General features: G+C 57.9%; 18 protein-coding genes. 11 read left to right on the top strand and 7 right to left on the bottom strand.

Annotated features, from left to right (window positions below):
• Window positions 1-147 precede the first annotated feature (147 nt).
• A complete protein-coding gene (locus tag RBB82_RS20475; protein WP_433972589.1) occupies window positions 148-933 on the top strand; it encodes a PP2C family protein-serine/threonine phosphatase in 786 nt (261 codons plus the stop codon).
• On the opposite strand, the gene RBB82_RS20470 is transcribed toward RBB82_RS20475, so the two are convergent.
• Window positions 930-1643, bottom strand: a complete 714-nt coding sequence (locus RBB82_RS20470; RefSeq protein WP_433972588.1) for an SIR2 family NAD-dependent protein deacylase — start codon at window positions 1641-1643, stop codon at window positions 930-932. The genes RBB82_RS20475 and RBB82_RS20470 overlap by 4 nt on opposite strands.
• A 127-nt stretch (window positions 1644-1770) precedes the next feature.
• Window positions 1771-3276, bottom strand: a complete 1506-nt coding sequence (locus tag RBB82_RS20465) for a hypothetical protein (protein WP_433972587.1) — start codon at window positions 3274-3276, stop codon at window positions 1771-1773.
• Window positions 3277-3463: 187 nt separating this feature from the next.
• On the opposite strand from RBB82_RS20465, the gene RBB82_RS20460 reads away from it, so the two are divergent.
• Window positions 3464-3799 (top strand): cupin domain-containing protein, encoded by a 336-nt coding sequence (locus tag RBB82_RS20460; RefSeq protein WP_433972586.1) that lies wholly within the window; start codon window positions 3464-3466, stop codon window positions 3797-3799.
• 139 nt (window positions 3800-3938) lie between these two features.
• On the opposite strand, the gene eno is transcribed toward RBB82_RS20460, so the two are convergent.
• Window positions 3939-5231, bottom strand: a complete 1293-nt coding sequence (eno, locus tag RBB82_RS20455) for a phosphopyruvate hydratase (RefSeq protein WP_433972585.1) — start codon at window positions 5229-5231, stop codon at window positions 3939-3941.
• Between eno and RBB82_RS20450 the strand changes: the two genes are divergently transcribed.
• Both RBB82_RS20450 and RBB82_RS20445 read left to right on the top strand, forming a co-directional pair.
• Window positions 5230-5382 (top strand): hypothetical protein, encoded by a 153-nt coding sequence (locus RBB82_RS20450; RefSeq protein WP_433972584.1) that lies wholly within the window; start codon window positions 5230-5232, stop codon window positions 5380-5382. The genes eno and RBB82_RS20450 overlap by 2 nt on opposite strands.
• 201 nt (window positions 5383-5583) lie before the next feature.
• On the top strand, window positions 5584-6507 hold the full coding sequence (locus RBB82_RS20445) for a hypothetical protein (protein WP_433972583.1): 924 nt from the start codon (window positions 5584-5586) through the stop codon (window positions 6505-6507).
• A gap of 139 nt (window positions 6508-6646) precedes the next feature.
• On the opposite strand, the gene RBB82_RS20440 is transcribed toward RBB82_RS20445, so the two are convergent.
• The 4 genes from RBB82_RS20440 to RBB82_RS20425 all read right to left on the bottom strand — a co-directional run bounded on the left by RBB82_RS20440 (window position 6647) and on the right by RBB82_RS20425 (window position 12534).
• Entirely contained in the window at window positions 6647-9133 is a 2487-nt protein-coding gene (locus tag RBB82_RS20440) for a protein kinase domain-containing protein (RefSeq protein ID WP_433972582.1), read from the bottom strand.
• A gap of 229 nt (window positions 9134-9362) precedes the next feature.
• Window positions 9363-10184 (bottom strand): alpha/beta fold hydrolase, encoded by an 822-nt coding sequence (locus RBB82_RS20435; RefSeq protein ID WP_433972581.1) that lies wholly within the window; start codon window positions 10182-10184, stop codon window positions 9363-9365.
• A 160-nt stretch (window positions 10185-10344) separates the two neighbouring features.
• Complete coding sequence (locus RBB82_RS20430; RefSeq protein WP_433972580.1) at window positions 10345-10599, bottom strand: hypothetical protein; 255 nt, start codon at window positions 10597-10599, stop codon at window positions 10345-10347.
• Window positions 10600-10728: 129 nt separating this feature from the next.
• Window positions 10729-12534 (bottom strand): sodium:solute symporter family protein, encoded by a 1806-nt coding sequence (locus tag RBB82_RS20425; RefSeq protein ID WP_433972579.1) that lies wholly within the window; start codon window positions 12532-12534, stop codon window positions 10729-10731.
• A gap of 335 nt (window positions 12535-12869) precedes the next feature.
• Between RBB82_RS20425 and RBB82_RS20420 the strand changes: the two genes are divergently transcribed.
• From RBB82_RS20420 to RBB82_RS20390, 7 genes are all read left to right on the top strand, one after another.
• The gene (locus RBB82_RS20420; RefSeq protein ID WP_433972578.1) at window positions 12870-13265 is read left to right on the top strand and encodes a response regulator; all 396 of its coding nucleotides are present in this window, start codon (window positions 12870-12872) and stop codon (window positions 13263-13265) included.
• 78 nt (window positions 13266-13343) lie between these two features.
• Window positions 13344-15413, top strand: a complete 2070-nt coding sequence (locus tag RBB82_RS20415) for a heme lyase CcmF/NrfE family subunit (protein WP_433972577.1) — start codon at window positions 13344-13346, stop codon at window positions 15411-15413.
• Window positions 15406-15882, top strand: a complete 477-nt coding sequence (locus RBB82_RS20410; protein ID WP_433972576.1) for a cytochrome c-type biogenesis protein CcmH — start codon at window positions 15406-15408, stop codon at window positions 15880-15882. The genes RBB82_RS20415 and RBB82_RS20410 overlap by 8 nt, the downstream gene beginning before the upstream one ends.
• Window positions 15882-16175 (top strand): hypothetical protein, encoded by a 294-nt coding sequence (locus tag RBB82_RS20405; protein WP_260738705.1) that lies wholly within the window; start codon window positions 15882-15884, stop codon window positions 16173-16175. Before RBB82_RS20410 ends, RBB82_RS20405 begins: the two co-directional genes overlap by 1 nt.
• A 73-nt stretch (window positions 16176-16248) precedes the next feature.
• Window positions 16249-17535, top strand: coding sequence for a carboxypeptidase regulatory-like domain-containing protein (locus tag RBB82_RS20400; protein ID WP_433972575.1), 1287 nt, complete (start codon window positions 16249-16251; stop codon window positions 17533-17535).
• Between the two features lie 10 nt (window positions 17536-17545).
• Window positions 17546-18394 (top strand): zinc metalloprotease HtpX, encoded by an 849-nt coding sequence (locus tag RBB82_RS20395; protein ID WP_433972574.1) that lies wholly within the window; start codon window positions 17546-17548, stop codon window positions 18392-18394.
• Window positions 18395-18910, top strand: a complete 516-nt coding sequence (locus tag RBB82_RS20390; RefSeq protein WP_433972573.1) for a DUF4149 domain-containing protein — start codon at window positions 18395-18397, stop codon at window positions 18908-18910.
• Window positions 18911-18917: the final 7 nt, after the last annotated feature.

The following is an 18917-nucleotide window of genomic DNA, read 5'->3' as shown; positions in this document are numbered from 1 at the left end:
TTCATGGTCAGGATAACAACAATGTGAGAGGCCTGTTGAGCTGGCTTGATGTTGGGCAAGGCCTTGTTTATGCACGACGTCTCGATTCGTCTGAATCTTGAGGTACAGACGGGTTACAATCTCCGGAACAATCCATCAGGAGCTGCCATGAGTTCTTCACAGACCGGATCGACAGCGCATGGCCGGACTCCACTCCCTTTGGAGCTGAAGCCGCATCCGAACCTTGATCTGCACGCACGGTACTTTTCTTCGCGCACGGGCGGCGATTTTTTTGATGCGGTTAATCTTGGCTCGCACATTATCGTTATGCTGACCGATATTGCGGGCACCAAAGAGCAGGCCGAACCTATCGCGGCTAAGGTGCAGGAGGTCTTTCGTCAGGCGGGTGCTAAGGTCTTCCAATCACGTGAGACAAACCTGATGGACGGCACAGCGCAGTTGGTGCAGGAGATCAACCATGCGTTGATGCGAGCGGCTCATGGGGTGAGATTCTCACCAACGTTTATTGGCTGTTACGATTTGGCGCTCGGGCTTTTTGCGTATGTCAACGCGGGTGGGCTGACAGCGGTATTTCATGATTCGGAGGGGACGCGCTCATTGCCGAATGTAGCGATGCCGATGGGCCTCTTCACGCACTTGACGTACGAACCTTCGATGCAGGCGTTTGAACCGGGGGCGAAACTGCTTCTCGTGACGAAGGGCATCGTCGAGACTCAGCGAGGGAATACGCATTTTGGGGCGGAGAGGGTGCAGAGCGTTTTGCATAGCGCAAAGACAGATTCGGCGGCAGAGATTGCCGAGTTTACGTTGCACGCGGCGAACGATTTCAAGAAGAGCCCTAAGGGCGGTCTTCGCAATCTGCAATTCTGGCGGGAAGATGTTGTTGAGGAAGACTTGACTGCACTGGTGATGGTGCGGCCTCGGTCGCGTTAGGTCGCGTTAGCTTGGTCGATGAGTGAGGGTAGAACTTCGGTCGCGGTGCCGAGGAGGATCTCGTCGAAGGCTTCGCGGTTGAGAGGCTCTTCGGGGCCGACGTAGATGGTGCGGGTGCGCTGCTGGTTAGCGATGTCGACGAAGCCAGCAGCGGGATAGACGGAGCCGGATGTGCCTACGACGAGAAGGACCGTGGCACGGCTCAGTTGGCGATAGATGGCGTCCATGTCGAGGGGGATTTCGCCGAACCAGACGATGTGCGGGCGGACTGGGGCTCCGCATTGATCGCATTGCGGAAGGGTCTCGGCGGTTTCGTAGAGGGCTGTGTCGGGAAAGGGTTGATCGCAGCGAGTGCAGCGGGACTGGAAGAGCGAGCCGTGCATGTGATGGATGCGTTTGGAGCCAGCGCGCTCGTGGAGGTCGTCGACGTTTTGTGTGCAGAGGTAGAAGCGGTCGCCTAGCTGTTGCTCGATTTGTGTGAGGGCAACGTGTGCGGCGTTAGGCTGTGCTGAAGAGGCGTTGCGTCGGCGCTGGGAGTAGAAGTGCCAGACGAGGGTTGGGTCTGCATCCCAGGCCTCCGGGGTTGCGACTTGCTCGACTCGATAGCCGTTCCACAGGCCGCCGGAGCCGCGAAAGGTGGCGAGACCGCTTTCGGCTGAGATGCCGGCTCCGGTTAGGACGAAGAGATGATCTTGTTCGGTTAGTCGCATGTTGGTTGGATGCGCGGCTGACTATTTGTGTCCTGCCGGACGGGCCCGCTGCGCTTGGCCACCCCGCAAACGAAGACCTGTTTGCGGGGACCCCGGTTCGGGCGGTCACTTCGTGACTTATATACCTTTATCTGGGGTCGGATGGTTGGCTTGCGACACCGTCTGCGTTGTAGGCAATGACTCGGTAGTGAGCACCGCCGAGTGTGCCATGTGGATCGGCCCAGGGATCGTCGGAGTCTGTCGCGCAGCGGTCGCAGATGGTCTTCCATTCTTTTGTGCCGGGATCATTGCGTTCGATGGAGTAGTTGATGGCACCGGCAGAACCTCGCCATGCAATAAGACCGACGAGCACAGTCGCTGTGATAACGGGGCGTGGTGGAGTCATGTGCTTCGGGACTGGAGTGCCGGACATGACGTAGGCGTGGGTGCGGAGCTGCTGGGCTCGGGCGGCCATGTCGTCTGCAGTGTTGACGAGGGTTTTGACGCCGGGATAGTAGAGCGCCCACCACTGCCCGCTCTCACCGTGCTCCGCGAATGTAGGGTTCGTGGCATCGGCGGGGATAGGTTGGAATCCGAAGTTGTCCAGGTGCGCCTGAAGCGCCCAGAAGCCATCGCCGGAGATGTTCGGATCGGAGGCGATGGTGTCCAGAACAGATTGGAAGTCTTGGGTAGTCTTCCAGTCGGTGCGGTCCCAGCCGAATTCATTCACGATGAATGCCTTGCTGTGGCTGGTGACGACTGCGGCGTCTTTGGTGAAGGTGGCTGCGGTGGTGGGAGGTTGGTTGGGGCCGAGGAGCGCATCCCAGTGCGGATAGAACTCGAAGGTGACAAGATCGATGCTCTTGTTGTCGAGGATGAGTGGGTAGACGCGGAATATACCGGTGGTGTCGAGGTAGAGGTGGCGTGAGTCTACCTGGTTGATGTGAGCGCCGATGGTTTCGGACCACGCAGAAACCTGCGCGAGGGCGGCTGGGCCTCCGCCGGAGAGCATGGTGATGAGGCCGCACATGTTGCAGTTCTCCCACGCCATGATGGTTGGGTCATCTTTGTAGCGGATTCCGGTGAGTGGGTTGATGTGATTGAGGACAGCATCGATGTGTTTTTCGTAGGCGGCGATGAGAGCGGGATCGATGAAGAAGTCCTGTGGGTTGGGTTTGCGGTGCCATGCGAGGTATTGGCCAATGCCACCGCCCGCGCAGGTGGCACAGTCGCCGACGAGAGGGATGATGAGCTTGATGCCGTGCTTTTGCGCGGCGGCGACAGCGTAGTCGCTGGCTTGGAAGGCAGCTTCGTTGAACTTGCCTTCTTCGGGCTCGATGCAGAGAGGGCAGCCTACGGTGTCACCCATGGTTTGGGCTCGGACGACCTTTGCGCCCATCTCGGAGGCGGTGGCGAAGGCATCGTCGATCTCAAAACGGCTTGGATAGCGGGGGCCCATTGGGTCGTGGGGGCCATAGCCTTCGAGGCCTAGCCACTCGATGTTGGGGCCGCTGTAGCGGAAGGGAGAGCTACCGAGGGTGAGTTTGGTTCCGATGCGCTGGACGAAGGCGTCGGTTTGGGCAGGAAGGTGATGGGCCACAAGGATGATTGCGAAGAGCAGGGTGAGAGTGGTGCGCTTGCGGGGACTTAGCATGCGTTCTCCGTACCGACGAGGCTAGGGTTTTCTGTCGCTGGCCATTATGAATGGGTATTCAATCGTTTGTAAACTGAGGCGATGCGGTTGCATTTCGGGCTCTCGTTGCGCGATTGCACTTCGAGAGAACTTCGATCAAACGGTTACGCTGAGACTTGCGGGATTAGATTGGAAGTGAGGGTCGACGATGAATGGAGAGCTTCCAGAGATCATCACGCTGACGGCAGAGTCTTCATCGCATGTCGGATACGACAATCATCCGATTGGTAAAGTGAATGACCATGTCGTTCGGATTGCCACTATGGTCGAGCCGTACCATTGGCACTTTCATCCAAACTCGGATGAGACGTTTCTGATGGTCGAAGGTCGACTCTGCATCGAGTTTGAGGGCGGATCGCGGGAGCTCTCTCCGGGACAGATGCTTACGATTCCTCGTGGGGTACGACATCGGACGCGGCCGGTGGGAGCACGGTCAGTGAATCTCACGTTTGAGTTGGCACAGTCTGAGACGGTTGCGGGCTAACGTAGCTCGTTGGATCGTGTTGTCGCTACAGGGCAAAATGCGGGGGGGCCTCCGCTGCGCCGCTCACGATGAGACTGTGAGCGGCTTCGGTCGGGATGACGCGGTTTTAGCTGACGATGAGAAGGCAGCTTCGGGATACTTATTCCCCGAAGTTGACCGATTCGATGCCGAGGAATTCAGCGGATTGGCCTAGCTCTTCTTCGATACGGAGGAGCTGGTTGTATTTCGCTATGCGGTCGGTGCGGGATGCGCTGCCGGTTTTGATCTGACCTGCTCCGGTGCCTACCGCGAGGTCGGCGATGAAGGTGTCTTCGGTCTCGCCGCTGCGATGGCTGATGATCGATGTGTAGCCGAAGCGACGAGCAAGCTCGATGGCTTCGAGGGTTTCGCTGACGGTGCCAATCTGGTTGACCTTGATGAGGATGGAGTTGGCGACCTTCTGCTCGATTCCCTGCTGGAGACGCTGGGTGTTGGTGACGAAGAGGTCGTCGCCTACGAGCTGGACTTTGTCGCCGAGGACTTGAGTAAGGTGCGCCCAGCCGGTCCAGTCGTCTTCCGCGAGGCCGTCTTCGATGGAGATGATGGGGTAGTTCTTGACCCAGCTCTCCCAGAACGCGGTCATCTCTTCGGAGGAGAGCTCGCGTTTGTCAGACTTCTTGAAGACGTACTTGCCGGTCTCTTTGTTGTAGAACTCGCTGGAAGCCGGGTCGAGCGCGATGGAGATGTCTTCGCCTGCGGTGTAGCCAGCGAGGTGAATGGCTTCGAGGACTAGGTCGAGAGCTTCGTCGTTGGATTTGAGCGAGGGGGCAAATCCACCTTCGTCGCCGACGGCGGTGTTGTAGCCCTTCTTCTTGAGAACGCCCTTCAAGGTGTGGAAGACTTCGGCGCCCCAGCGGAGTGCGTCGGAGAAGGTCTCGGCGCCGACGGGCATGACCATGAACTCCTGGAAGTCGACGTTGGAGTCGGCGTGGGAGCCGCCGTTGAGGATGTTCATCATGGGCGTTGGGAGGAGACAGGCATTGACTCCGCCGAGGTAGCGGTAGAGGGGGAGCTTGAGGGCTTCGGCGCTCGCGCGGGCTACGGCCATGGAGACGGCGAGGATGGCGTTGGCGCCTAGCTTGGATTTATTTTCCGTGCCGTCGATGGAGATCATGGTGGCGTCGATGAGGCGCTGGTTGCTGGCGTCCATGCCGGTGAGTTCGGGTCCGAGGATGGTCTCGACGTTTTCGACGGCCTGGAGGACGCCTTTGCCGAGGTAATGGTCTTTGTCTCCGTCACGAAGTTCTACGGCTTCGTGCTCGCCGGTGGAGGCTCCGCTGGGTACGGCGGCGCGGCCTTTGGCACCGCCGTCGAGGATGACGTCGGCCTCGACGGTTGGATTACCGCGTGAGTCCAGAATTTCGCGTGCGTGGATAGAAACGATCTCGGTCATGTTGCTCCTGTTTGTAGATGGGGCTGAATGTTGGGAGACGACGCGGTGGTTCAACCGTTCGTTTAACTTTGGACGACGGTCGACTGGGACGGTGCGGCCACCTGCTATGGAGATGGATTGCACCAGCTTTGCGTCGGATGGGCTCACCTGACGAATTTTAGCAAAGGGAAAGCAGGTAGTGCCGCAATGTACGGTGAATTGACTAGGCTGTGGGAGGCGTTGAAGGGCTTATTAGCAGGCTCGATTCCCTGCTGGCGAATTTGCTGCACGGTTGAGGTAGGAGTTCTAACCTTTGTATTGATAGGAGTGCTGGATGAGCCAGTGCTCGAATCTGTCCAACGAGGATCTACCGATGAAGATACAGATCACGACCGCCGCTCTTGTGCTTGCTGCTGTTCCCGCATTCTCCCAGAACCCGACTATGGGGGTCTCCCGTCCTGACCCTGCGGTGATCTCAAGTACAGACGATGCGGCTCCGGTGACGCCGGTAGCGCCCAAGCCAAGTGCTGCCGTATCGACGTCCTCGACAACGGACGCGACGGTGTATGGGCCGTATGTCCCTTATAAGGCTGCGGGTTCCACGACCACTGCCACCAGTTTTGTCAGTAATGATCCGCCGGCGAATGATCTGGACGCTATGATCGTTACCAGCGTGCCGGAACGCGCGGGCGAACTCCGCGAAGGAACGCTGCTGAGAACGAAGGTTCTAAATACGCTTTCTACTAGTTCGACGGTGGTGGGGACCAGATTTACTGCGGAGGTGACGGAGCCTATCGAAAGAAATGGACGCGTGATCATTCCTGTTGGCTCGATTCTCGATGGGCAGGTAACGGAGGTTCATGGCGGGAAGGTGATTTCAGGTGCGGCGCTGCTGCATCTGGAGACCAGGAACGTGACGCTGCCGGATGGGACGCACTACATCGTGCATGCACAGCTGATCGATACGGGAAAGAATGAGTTCAGCGTGGATAACGAGGGAACGCTAAAGCGCAAGAGCCACACCAAGGAGACGCTTGCGATTATTGGTGGCGTTACGGGTGCCGGAGCGGCAACCGGCGCGTTGATTGGCGGAGGGGTTGGGGCCGCGGTTGGTGCGGGGATTGGCGCGGGTGTGAGTACAGTGATCTGGCTGAAGCAGGATCGTCAGGCGACGCTTCCAACAGATGCAAAGTTGGTGTTCAGCCTGACGACACCGATGATTTTGACTCCGCTGAGTGGCTCGCCCGTTGGCAGCTTGAATACGAGCGTTGTGGGTGGAGTAGGCGCTTCTCAGTAGGCTTCATTTATTTGATCCGGAGGCCGGGATATCTTCCCGGCTTTTTTTCTTTAACGCTTCAAGACTAACTACAACGGCGTGCTGCGCGCACGGCGCGATCTGCCATCGAGGCTGACGCGCCTTCGGCGCCAGGACCCTACTAGTTGCGAACTTGAGCCAGGAGGCGCTTCCAGTTTTTTTGGTTGCGGCGGTAGCTTTTTTTGAGGTCTTCGAGGATTCGTTCGAAGTCACCGTGGCCTTGAAGCTTGCGCCATGCGGGGTTTTTGCTGAACCACGGATAGTTCTCGTTGCCGAGGTAGATGGCACGGCGGAGCCAGTGGAGAGCCTCAGACTCGTCGCCTTCAAGCGCGAAGTAGGTGGCCAGGCGGTAGGCCATCTCGCTGTCGGCCTCCGCTGCAGAGAGGGTCTCGTCGACGATAAAGCTAGCGGCCTTTGGGCGGTCGCCTAGCTGGACGTAGCAGAGGGCAATCGTGGGAAAAACGATGCGGAGGGAGGAGTCGTCGCGGATGACGTTTTCGAGGGTTTCGATGGCCTTTGGGAGGTCGCCGGTACGCATCTGCTGGTAGCCGAGGGAGATGCGGAGGAGTGGCTGACGGGGTTCGAGGGTGAGACCCTTTTCTATCTCGTCAGCGGCGAGTTCCATCTGGTTCTGGTACTGGTAGACTCGGGCGCGATGGTTGTAAATCATCGCCGCGTTCGAGGGGTTCATGCGGAGTGAGGCATTGAACTGGTCGAGAGCTTCGTCATACATGCCGTCGATGCGAAGAGTCTGACCGGCGACGAGGCGGACGTTCCAGTCGTTGCCGGCGGTCTGGAGGAGGTTCTCGATGCCGTGCCGGGCAGACTCTTTTTCGCCGCGGGAGAGGAGCATGTAGACGCGGTAGAGGTTGGCTTCGACGGAGCCGGGATCGAGAGCGAGGGCCTTGTCGAAGGCGCGACGGGCTTCGAGTACGTGCATCTGGCCGCCGAGACCGTGGCGGGCGTACTGAAGGTGGGTGATGCCGAGGCCGGACCAGCTTGGGGCATACTTCTCGTTCTGTTTGGTGACATTGGTAAAGAGTTCGCAGGCGCGATCGAGGTCTTCGCGACTGCCGGTGCGGGTCATGAAGGAGGAGAGAACGGCGCGAGCCTGAAGGTATTCCTCGGAGACGTCTTCGGAGAGCGAGGCGGCGCGGGGAGTGTCGTGTGAGGCGAGATCTCCGAAGCCTTGCAGGGTGCTGAAGACCTCGTTGCAGATCTCGGATTGAACGGAGACTAGATCGAAGGAGGCGACGTTGATGGAGCCTCCGGCACGGACGCTCTGGCCGGGGACGTCGAGGAGCTGCCAGTTGAGGTCGAATCCCTGATCGGAGCGGAGGAAGTTGCCGGCGAGGACGAAGTTGACCAGGAGCTTTTTGCCGATGCTGAGCGGATCAAGCTGATGGGTGGGGATGTTCATGAAGGAGCTGGACGGGCGAACGACCAGGGTGGACATGCGGGTGAGGCGTGTGGCGATGGCGTCGGCGAGGGCGTAGCCGTAGAGAGGAGCGACGTCGGCGGGGCCAAAGTTGACGAAGGGGAGCACGACGATGCTGTTCTGGTTGCTGACGGAGGCGTTGCCTGACTCGCGGAAGCGCTCGGCGAGCATAGAGAGGATGCCGGTGGTGCGCTTCTCTTCTTCGGGGGTATCGAGGGCGAGACGGCCCTGGGTGGGGCGGAGGGAGATGTTGTCTCCGGGGAGCAGGACGGAGTCGAGCTGCATGGCCATCATGATGGTCTTGAGGGCTTCGCGAACCTCGGCAGCGGAGCCGAAGCGGGCGGATGGTTGTTTTTCGAGACAGCGCAGGATGACGGATTCAAGTTCGACGGGGAGGTTGGGGGCTATCTCACGGATAGAGGGTGGATCGGCGAACTGGATGGCGCGGATCGATTGGAACTCGGCTGCGTCGGGACGATGGAAGGGGTGACGGCCGGTGGCGAGTTCGTAGAGGATGAGGCCAAGGGCGAAGATGTCGGACTGGACGCTGGATTGGCCGGTGACGAACTGCTCGGGCGCCATGTAGGCGATGGTGCCGCCGCGGGCGGTGTAGGTCGCTCCGGGGGCGGCGGGTGTGCGCTTGTTGGTGGGGCCGGAGGGGTCGAACTCGGCCTGGTCGGGACGGAGGCGGCGGGCGAGGCCGAAGTCGAGGATCTTGATGAGGCCGCCGTCGGTGAGCATGACGTTAGCGGGCTTGAGGTCCCGGTGGAAGATGCCGAGGTTGTGGGCGGCAGAGAGCCCGTCGGAGGTCTGGATGCCGGCAGAGAGGACGAGTTGGAGGCTGGCGGGGCCCTCGGCGATGAGCTTGTCAAGGCTCTTGCCGGGGATGTACTGCATGACGATGTAGGCTTCTTCTCCGTTGCCGTCCTCTTCGGGGGCTTCGCCTACGTCGTAGATGGCGCAGACGTTAGGGTGGTCGATGGCTGAGGCAAGACGGGCTTCGCGGAGCTGGGTGGCGCGCATCTGCTCGATGGTGAGGTTGCCGCGTTTAAGGAGTTTGAGGACGACGGGGCGCTGGAGGAGGGTGTCGTTGGCCAAAAAGACAACGCCGCTGCCGCCTGCGCCTATCTTGCGGACAAACTCGTACTGCTTGATTTCGCGGCGCTTCATCAGTCCATTATCGCAAGTGACGAGGTGTGGATGGTTTAGGGAGCGTTATTTGCCGTTCATTGATGCAAAGATGGGAACGATGCGGCAAAGATACGAAGCTCGCGTTTGCTTTCACCGTTTTCGGGCAACAAAGAACTTTGTTAGCTTCTTTCGCTCAAATGCGACGCAATGATTTTGATCTGGCCTCCTCGAACAGGTGAGGTGGCCAGTCTTTGTCACAGTTTTGTGGTTAAGACATGAGGAAGGCCAGTAGGTCCGCATTGACCTTGTCGGCTTGCGTCGTACACATGCCGTGCGGCGCACCGGGATAAACCTTTAGGGTTGCGTTTTTGACGATCTTCGCTGTGAGCAGGCCAGATGCGACGATTGGGACGATCTGATCGGCGTCACCGTGAAGAACGAGGGTGGGAACGTCGATCTTTTTCAGATCTTCCGTGAAGTCGGTCTCAGAAAACTGCTTGATGCAGTCGTAGGCACCCTTGATCGACATAAGCATTCCCTCGCGCCAGAACTCGTCGCGGACGCCCTGGGAAGGCTTTGCGTCTGGCTTGTTATAGCCGTAGAAGGGCAGGCTGAGGTCTTTGAAAAATTGGGAACGGTCGGCGAGAACTCCGGCTCGAATGCCGTCGAAGGCAGAGATGGGCAAACCGGCCGGGTTCGCGTCGGTCTTCAACATAATCGGAGGGACGGCGCCGATGAGGACGGCTTTGGCAACGCGCTTGGTGCCGTGACGGCCGATGTAGCGGGCGACTTCGCCTCCGCCGGTGGAGTGGCCGACGTGGGTTGCCCCCTTCAGATCGAGGTGTTCGGCGAGTTCAGCGAGATCGTCGGCGTAGGTGTCCATGTTATTGCCGTTCCATGGTTGGCTTGAGCGGCCGTGCCCGCGGCGGTCGTGCGCGATGACGCGATAGCCTTTGTCGGCAAGAAACATCATCTGGAGATCCCAGGCGTCGGCGTTCAGGGGCCAGCCGTGCGAAAAGACGACAGGGCTTCCAGTGCCCCAATCTTTGTAGAAGATTTCAGTGCCGTCTTTGGTGGTGAATGTACTCATGGTGTTCTCCTTAGTTGATTCTTCGCGGTTTGACTCTTCGAAGAGGAAACCGGATGTGTTTTTTTACGAGCCGCATGTATGCGATGGTGTACCGGCACCGACCGCTATGCTTGCTGCCCAGGAATGATGGCCGAGTTGCTGGGTTCAGGGAATGGAATGCTTAGTGATTGGGACGGTTTCCCTGCTCCCAGGGACGGGGATTGACGGGGTCGTCTTGCCACTTCTGACGTCGCCCTACGAGGAACATGACGAGGCCGAAGACGAACATGAGGAGGCCCCATGTGAGATTGAGGTTAATGCCCATCGATTTTTCGTAGATAGCGGCGCTGGTGCGGGTGAGGAAGCCGTAGACGCTCATGAGGCCGCCGATGAGGAGGAAGATCAGGCCGAGGGGGATGCGGATGTCGAGTCCCATTTGGTGCTCCAGTAAGTTTGAGTATTCCGAAGTGCAACAGCAGATCCCCTGCGGGGAGACAACAAGAAAGGCAACGGCAGACACGTTAGTGCGGGGTTCCTTGCTCCACTCGAAATGACAGCGTGGACATCATGCGAAGACAAGATTGAGGGCAATGAGCATGGCGAGGACGACGACACCAAGGATTGCGGGTTTTTGATACCAGTTCAGATGGGTATCGATCGGTCTGGGGGTGAGGGAGTAGACGAGGCCTACGAGTTCGGGCTCGGGGCGGGGCTTGGTGACGAGTGAGACCGCGGTAGTGATGAGCAGATTGACCGTGAAAGCGAAGATGGCTGTCCAGAAGTTCTGCGCCATGTCGCTGGGGTAGTGGTGGACGATGGCGATCCAGCCGCCGTGGATGCCGGGGTGGGCGTCGGTGGGGATGGTGAGGCCGTGATGCAGCAGCGCGGCTCCTGTACCGGCGAGGAGGCCGGTGAAGGCTCCGTGGCCTGTGGTGCGCTTCCAGAACATGCCGAGGAGGAAGGTTGCGAAGAGAGGCGCGTTGACAATGGAGAAGACGAGCTGGAGCGCGTCCATGATGTTGTTGAAGTTGGTGACGATGTAGGCTGCCGCGACAGAGAGAGCGACGCCACCTATGGTGGCCATTCGACCCATCCACAGGTAGTGTGCGTCGGTTGCTTTCTTGTTGATATAAGCCTGGTAGATGTCGTAGGTCCAGACTGTGTTGAAGGCTGTGACATTGCCAGCCATGCCGGACATAAAGCTAGCGAGCAGCGCCGTCAGGCCAAGACCAAGGATGCCGGTTGGGAAGAAGTGCAGGAGCATAACCGGTATTGCGAGGTCGTAGTTATAGACGGGGGTGCCGTTGCTGTTCAAGACGGGTTTGCCGCTGAGTGGGTCGGTCTTTACGGGGATAATGCCGTGGGGGTGCTGGTCATCGAGTGGAAGCGGGGTGCCGTCAGGGGCAACGGTGGAGATAGTCGTAGGAGTGCCCGCTCCGGCCATGTGGCTCGTGACTGTGACAGCGATCAGGCCGGGCATGATGACCAGGAAGGGGAAGAACATCTTCGGGATGGCGGCGATGAGAGGTACGCGACGGGCGGAGACCTCGGAGTCTGCCGCCATAGCTCGCTGGATGACGAGGAAGTCGGTGCACCAGTAGCCGAAGGAGAGGACGAAGCCGAGACCCATTGCGAGACCGACCCACTCAACGCCGAGCGTGTTGGTGGAAGCATGGGCCATCCCGCGCCAGGAGTGCGTCATGTTGGCGGGGAGAGTGTGCTTGATTCCCTGCCAGCCGCCTACGTTGCGCAGGCCGATCCAGACCAGAGGGGCGAAGCCGGCGACGATGAGGAAGAACTGGAGGACTTCGTTGTAGATGGCACTGGTAAGGCCTCCGAGGAAGATATAGCCCAGGACGATGATTGCCGATAAGAAGACGGAGACGTGAAAGATGTAGGCATCGGGGATGACGCCGTGGAGGAGACCGAGGGTCTGGATGAGCAGCGCCATCGCGTACATCGAGATGCCGGAGCTTAGGACGGTCATGATGGCGAAGGAGAAGGCATTGACGGCGCGGGTCTTCTCGTCGAAGCGCATGCGGAGGTATTCGGGGACGGAGCGGGCTTTTGACCCGTAGTAGAAGGGCATCATGAAGATGCCGACGAACACCATAGCGGGGATGGCACCGATCCAATAGAAGTGGCTGGTGATGATGCCATACTTCGCACCGGAAGCCCCCATGCCGATTACCTCCTGAGCACCGAGGTTGGCGGAGATGAAGGCAAGGCCGCAGACCCAGGCGGGTATAGAACGGCCCGCGAGGAAAAAATCGTTCGAGGTACGCATGTAGCGCTTGAGCGCGAAGCCGATGCCCAGAACGAAGACGAAATAGACCAGCATGATGAGCCAGTCGATGATGGAGAGATTCACGGTAACCCTTAGTGTTTACAACAATCTGAATTGTGAGGATCGATATGTGCTGGGGCCAACTCTAAATGTTTTAGGGGTAGGCGTCCAAGTCTCGCGTGGATATTGTCTGACAGGTGCCTTTTTCAATGGCACGAGTGCCGCCACGTAACGCACGCGGGCCATACAACCTTAGTCTCAAAAAAAGAGGCTGCTACCAACGTAGAATCAAGATCATGCATCACATGTAGCAGTTGAGTTGTCCAGCTAGCTCTGCTCACGCAGAGAAATATGTTCCACCGATAGGTGTGAAAGTGAATTTATTGTCGAACTCTCCCTTGGAGCAAACGGTTTCCCGCATGGCAGCTACCCTTCTTCTTATCGACGACAACGCTATACAAGCAGCGACGCGGCAGACGATTCTGAAACGTGCCGGCTACTTCGTAATTGCGGCTTTAAATCCGGCGCGTGCACTGGAACAGTTTCAGGGTGGAGATTTCCCTACCGAGATCCGGCTGGTGATTACTGATCACCTGATGCCAGGGTTGAATGGCTCGGATTTTGTTCGAGCTTTGCGCAAGACGCATCCGGCTTTGCCTGTGATGGTGATTAGCGGTCTGGAAGAAGCGGAGCAGGAGTATGACGGATTGAATGTAACCTTCCGGATGAAACCGCTGTTGCCGGACCAACTGTTGGCGACGGTACATCAATTGGTGCGGGATAGTCCTGGTTCAGTGCCCCCAACCGTCAATTAGTTCGCCGGTAAACTCTCATCCACCCCATGGCCGATTGCCGTTACACGCTACCCTTGAGAGAATAGGGTAGAGGAATACATGCGACTGCATCCGATGCCGGAGTTTGGTAGTTTCACGCTGTTGCTGGCCTTGGCGCTGAGCGTCTACACCCTAGTGATGGGTGGGGTGGCCCTATGGCGTACGCGCGGGCTCTCCGCAGGTGTGGACGGCGGGGCGGGGCGTCTGGGCGAGACGGCCAGGCGGGCAGGAATCAGCAGCTTTGTAGCGTTGAGTTGCGCTGCGTTTGCGCTGGTGTGGGCCTCATTTACTAATGATTATTCTGTCTCGTACATTTTGCACCATACCAATCGGGACCTGAATACGGCTTATAAGTTTTCCGCCTTATGGTCGGGACAGGAAGGCTCGCTGCTGCTTTGGGCGTGGCTGCTTTCGGCGTATGGGTTTGTGCTGCGGCTGCGACACAAGGTGGATGTGCGGCTCTCGGCGTTTGCGTCAACGATTCTGGCTGGGATTCAGGTCTTCTTTCTGCTTCTGCTGAACTTTGCGGCACCGCCGTTTGCGATTCAGCCTGGGCCGGTAGCGACGGATGGGTTCGGGTTGAATCCGCTGCTGCAGTATCCGGAGATGGTGATTCATCCGCCCATGCTTTATCTGGGATACGTGGGGTTTTCGGTGCCGTTTGCGTTTGCACTGGGTGCGCTGATGATGCGGTACCCGGGTGAGAAGTGGATTCACATTACCCGGCGCTGGACGATGGTGACGTGGCTGTTTTTGACGTGCGGGATCTTTCTTGGCGCGCATTGGGCTTACAGCGTGCTGGGTTGGGGCGGGTACTGGGGTTGGGATCCGGTAGAGAATGCTTCGTTGATGCCATGGCTGACGGGAACGGCGTTTCTGCACTCGGTGATGATGCAAGAGAAGCGCGGGATGATGAAGAGCTGGAATGTGTGGCTCATCTTCTCGACGTTTATGTTGACGATTCTGGGGACGCTGCTTACGCGATCGGGGATCGTTAGCTCGGTGCATGCGTTTGCGCAGAGTTCGATTGGTGACTGGTTTTATGGGTTCATCCTGATCGTGTTTGCGGTTTGTTTGTTTACGTTCTTCAAGCAGAAGGATCATTTGAAGTCGGAAAACAAGCTTGAGTCGCTGGTTAGCCGCGAATCCAGCTTTCTGTTCAATAATCTGATTTTGCTGGCGGCTTGTTTTACAGTGCTGTGGGGGACTTTGTTTCCTGTGCTTTCGGAGTATGTGCAGGGCACGAAGGTTACGATGGGAGCGCCGTTTTATAACCGCGTGAACCTTCCCATTGGTCTGTTTTTGTTGTTTCTTACTGGGATTGGCCCCCTTTTGGCTTGGCGGTCCACGTCGCTGCGATCGATTCGCCGGAATTTTATTCTGCCCTCGATCGCGATGGGTGTGACGTTAGTTGTGCTGTTGATTGTTGGCGTGCGACCTTGGGAGGCTGGTGACGACTGGCAGGCTACCTTGTTTTCTCTAGTGACGTTTACGCTGGCCGCTGGAGTAATTACGGCAATCACGGCAGAGTTTCTGCGTGGCGCTTCTGTGGTGCGAACGCAGACCGGGAAGAATTTGCTGGCTTCGACTGTGCTTCTTGTGAGGCGAAACACGCGGCGATACGGCGGGTACATTGTTCACTTCGGAATTGTCGTAATGTTTATCGGGATCGCAGGTGGGGCGTTCAACCAGTCGCATGAGCAGGAGATGGGCTATGGCGATACGCTGAAGCTTGGGCCGTATCGGCTGGTGTGCAAGAGCTTCACGCAGGACAGCAACAAGAACTACGACACGGAGTATGCCCTGTTAGATGTGTTCAAGCGCAACAAGCAGATTACGCAGCTTGCGCCAGAGAAGCGTTTTTATCAGGCGAGTCAGACTTCGTCGACGATGGTAGCGCTGCATTCGACTTTGGCCAGCGATCTGTATGTGATCTATGAGGGAAAGAATCCGGATACGGATCGGCCAATCATCAAGGTGTTCCTGAATCCGCTGATGAATTGGATCTGGATTGGGGTGTTGATTGTGGTGGGGGGTACGTTCCTGGCGCTGGTGCCGAACCTCACACGAACGGCGGCGCGTGTCGTGCCTGAGACGCCGATGGTTGAAGCTGAGGTCCACCATGTTTAGACTCTCGTTCCGTCGGTGGATGCAGGCTGGGTTGGTTTGTTTATTGGCGGTGGTAATGCTCGGCGCGACTCCCTCGTCGCGGTTCGAGAAAATTGGCCACGAGATGATCTGCACCTGTGGATGCGGACAGGTGTTGCTGGAGTGCAACCATGTCGGATGCCCGGTTTCGCCGGTGATGATTGGGGAACTGCACGCACAGGTGGATGGTGGCGGGTCGGCTACTTCGATCTTCAATTGGTTTGCGGCGAAGTATGGGTCTACCGTACTGGCAGCTCCGATTCGCGGTGGCTTCGATAACGTGGCGTGGATTGCGCCGATGGCGGTGTTCTTTTTGGCTACAGTGGGAACCGGATTATTGATCCGGATGTGGAAGCTGCGTTCGGGTCGACAACTTCCGGTTAGTGTTGCAGTGCCGAATGTTGCCGGTGACGCATTGCGGGAACGGATTCGACGGGAGACGGAGTACTGATGGGCATGATTGCGGGAGTGGTGCTGACGTTTGCGTTGTTCGTGTTCATCTTCTGGCCGGAGCGCAATCCTTTTGTGCAGGCAGATAAGACACGGGTCGACTATCTGCGCGAGCGGAAGGATGTCATCTACGAAAACCTGCGGGATTTGAACTTCGAGTTTCTTGCTGGGAAGTATCCGGAGCAGGACTATGCGGAACAGCGGGCAGGATTGGAAGATGAAGCGGCACGGGTGATCGCTGAGATGGATGCGCTGCAGGCTCGTGGTGATTTTGGGCGGCGAAGCAGGGCCTGACGTCGTTGGTGGCGGCTAGTTTGACGTAAACTTAAGCGTGACCTTTTTACCTTCTTTCCTCCGACGTGTTGTTATGGCTGCTGCAGTGACGGCAGCCTTTTCCGGCTTTGCATTTGCTGACTCGATCACCGGCACAGTTACAAATAAGACGACGAATAAGCCTGCGGTTGGAGATGATGTTGTTCTGATCCGTCTGCAACAAGGCATGCAGGAAGCGGCGCGGACCAAGACCGATTCGAAGGGGCACTTTACTTTGGATCTTCCGGATAACGGAATTCATCTGGTGCGGGTGACGCATGATAAGGCGAATTATTTTCGTCCGGCACCTCCGGGAACGCAGTCGGTTGAAGTGGACGTCTATAACGCTGCTGCCAAGGTGAAGGGCGTGAGCAGCGAGGCCGATGTGATGCGTCTGCAGACGGACGAGAGTGGGAAGGCGCTGCATATCGTTGAGAATTTCTTTGTAAAGAATGAGTCGAATCCTCCGTTGACCCAGTTCAGCGACAGACCGTTTGAGTTTTACCTTCCGGACGGCGCAGTGGTCGAGGGGTCGGCTGCGTTGTCACCTGGAGGGATGCCGGTGCAGGCTTCGCCAGTACCTCTGGGTGAGCCGAATCATTATGCCTTTATCTTTCCGATTCGGCCGGGGGAGACGCGGTTTCAAATTACGTATCGGTTGCCCTATAGCGGGAGCTTGAAGTTTGCCCCGCGTGTGATGATGCCGACGGATACTGTTGCGGTCATGATGCCGAAGAGTATGACGTTTAAGCCGGGTCCGTCTGCACCTTATACGCCGGTGACTGAAGAGACCACGGCGCAGACGTATGTGGCACGCTCGGTGCAGCCCTCGCAGGCGCTGGATTTTACGATTTCAGGTACGGGACAGATGCCACGGGATACCGGTACTCCTACTACGGCTGGTGAGGGCGGACCGGCTCCGGCGGATGCTTCGGCGCAGGCTGGAGCTAGTGGCACGGCGGCTAGTGATACGCGGCCTGGAGGCGGGTTGGGAGTTCCGCTCGACCCCGAAGGAACCAACGATCCTTGGGCGAAGTATAAGTGGTGGATCCTCGGCGGACTGGGGCTGGTGATGGCGGTTGGCGCGGGTGTGATGCTGAAGAACGGTCCAGTGCAGACAGTGAATCCGGTCGGCGCAGCGACAGTTGCGACTGGTCCCGATTCCCTGCTCGCGGCAATGAAGGAAGAGCTTTTTGCGCTGGAGACCGATAAACTGCAGGGCCGATTAACCGAAACCGAGTACGTCGAACAGAAGGCAGCGCTTGAGGTGGTGCTGCGGCGCGCGCTCGGGCGCGGCGAACGTAGTGCCGATACGTCTAATGTAGCGGGCCCAGCTGTTTGAGGTAATCGCGATGAACACGTTTAAGTCGACGTTGCTGCTCGTTCTGCTGACGTTGTTTCTTATCTTCCTTGGAGACCGAATTGGTGGTCGCAACGGAATGTTGCTTGCGTTTGTTATCTCCATTGCCTTTAACTTTGGGAGTTACTTCTTCTCTGACAAGATCGCGCTGAAGATGTACAACGCGCAGCCGGTGACACGAGAGCAGTTACCCCGGGCGTATGCGGCGGTGGAGAGGCTGACGGCAAAGCAAGGCCTTCCGATGCCGAAGATCTATGTGCTGCCGACAGAGTCCCCAAATGCATTCGCGACAGGACGGAATCCGCAGCATGCTTCGGTAGCGGTTACACATGGAATACTTCAGTTGTTGGATGATGAAGAACTCGAGGGCGTTCTCGCGCATGAGTTAGGACATGTGCGTAACAGAGATATTCTGACCAGTTCGATCGCAGCGACGCTTGCCGGGGCAATCACGATGGTCGCGCGCATGGGGTATTGGGCTTCGCTGTTTGGTGGTGGTGGGCGAGGTCGGGAGCGCGGCGGAGGTGGGCTGAGCGCGCTTCTAATGATCATCGTGGCGCCAATTGCGGCCTCATTGATTCAGTTGTGGATCTCGCGTACACGGGAGTTTGAGGCGGACGCGACGGGGGCTGCGACGACGGGAAATCCTTACGCGCTGGCTCGTGCGCTGCAAAAGCTGGAGGACTACTCGAAGCGGATTCCGATGCAGGCTTCGCCTTCGAACGCGCATCTGTTTATTGTGGCTCCGCTGCTGGGGAGTGGAGGGATCGGGAATCTTTTTTCGACCCACCCGCCTATGAAAGAACGGATTCAACGGTTGATTGGAAGGGACCACGTCTAGATGCAAACTTTGTTGCGGGCCTTGCGGTTGTTTGCGATGGTGGCATGGGTGGGCGGGCTCGGATTTTTTGCCTTTGTGGTTGCGCCGGTGGCTTTTCATAGTCTGCCGAGTTCGCATGAGGCGGGGATTGTTGTTGGGGGGACGTTGCGGGTTTTGCATTGGATAGGACTCGTCGGCGGCGGCGTGTTTTACGTTTCGACGGCGCTGTTATGGTTGCGGGCGGGTGTGACTGCGAGGCTTGGGTTCGCGATTGAGATGATTTTGACGGGCATGATGATGGCGGCAACGTTCTACTCGCAGTTCAAGATTTTGCCAGCAATGGAGGTGGATCGCGCCCTGGCCGGTGGTGTGGTGGAGTCAGCGCCGTTGGGAGATGCTGGGCGTGTTGACTTCGAGCGACTGCACATACTGTCTGAACGGCTGGAAGGGTTTGTCTTCTTTTGTGGGCTGGGCGTGGTGTTTGTGTTGTCTCGCGAGTCGCAATGGCCTGAGACAGGTAAGATTGAAAGGATATGAAAAGTAG

This window comes from Tunturiibacter lichenicola (assembly GCF_051013355.1).
Classification (GTDB): Bacteria; Acidobacteriota; Terriglobia; order Terriglobales; family Acidobacteriaceae; genus Edaphobacter; species Edaphobacter lichenicola_F.
Note: the sequence above shows the minus strand (reverse complement) of the source record. Positions and strands in the feature narration are given on the sequence as shown.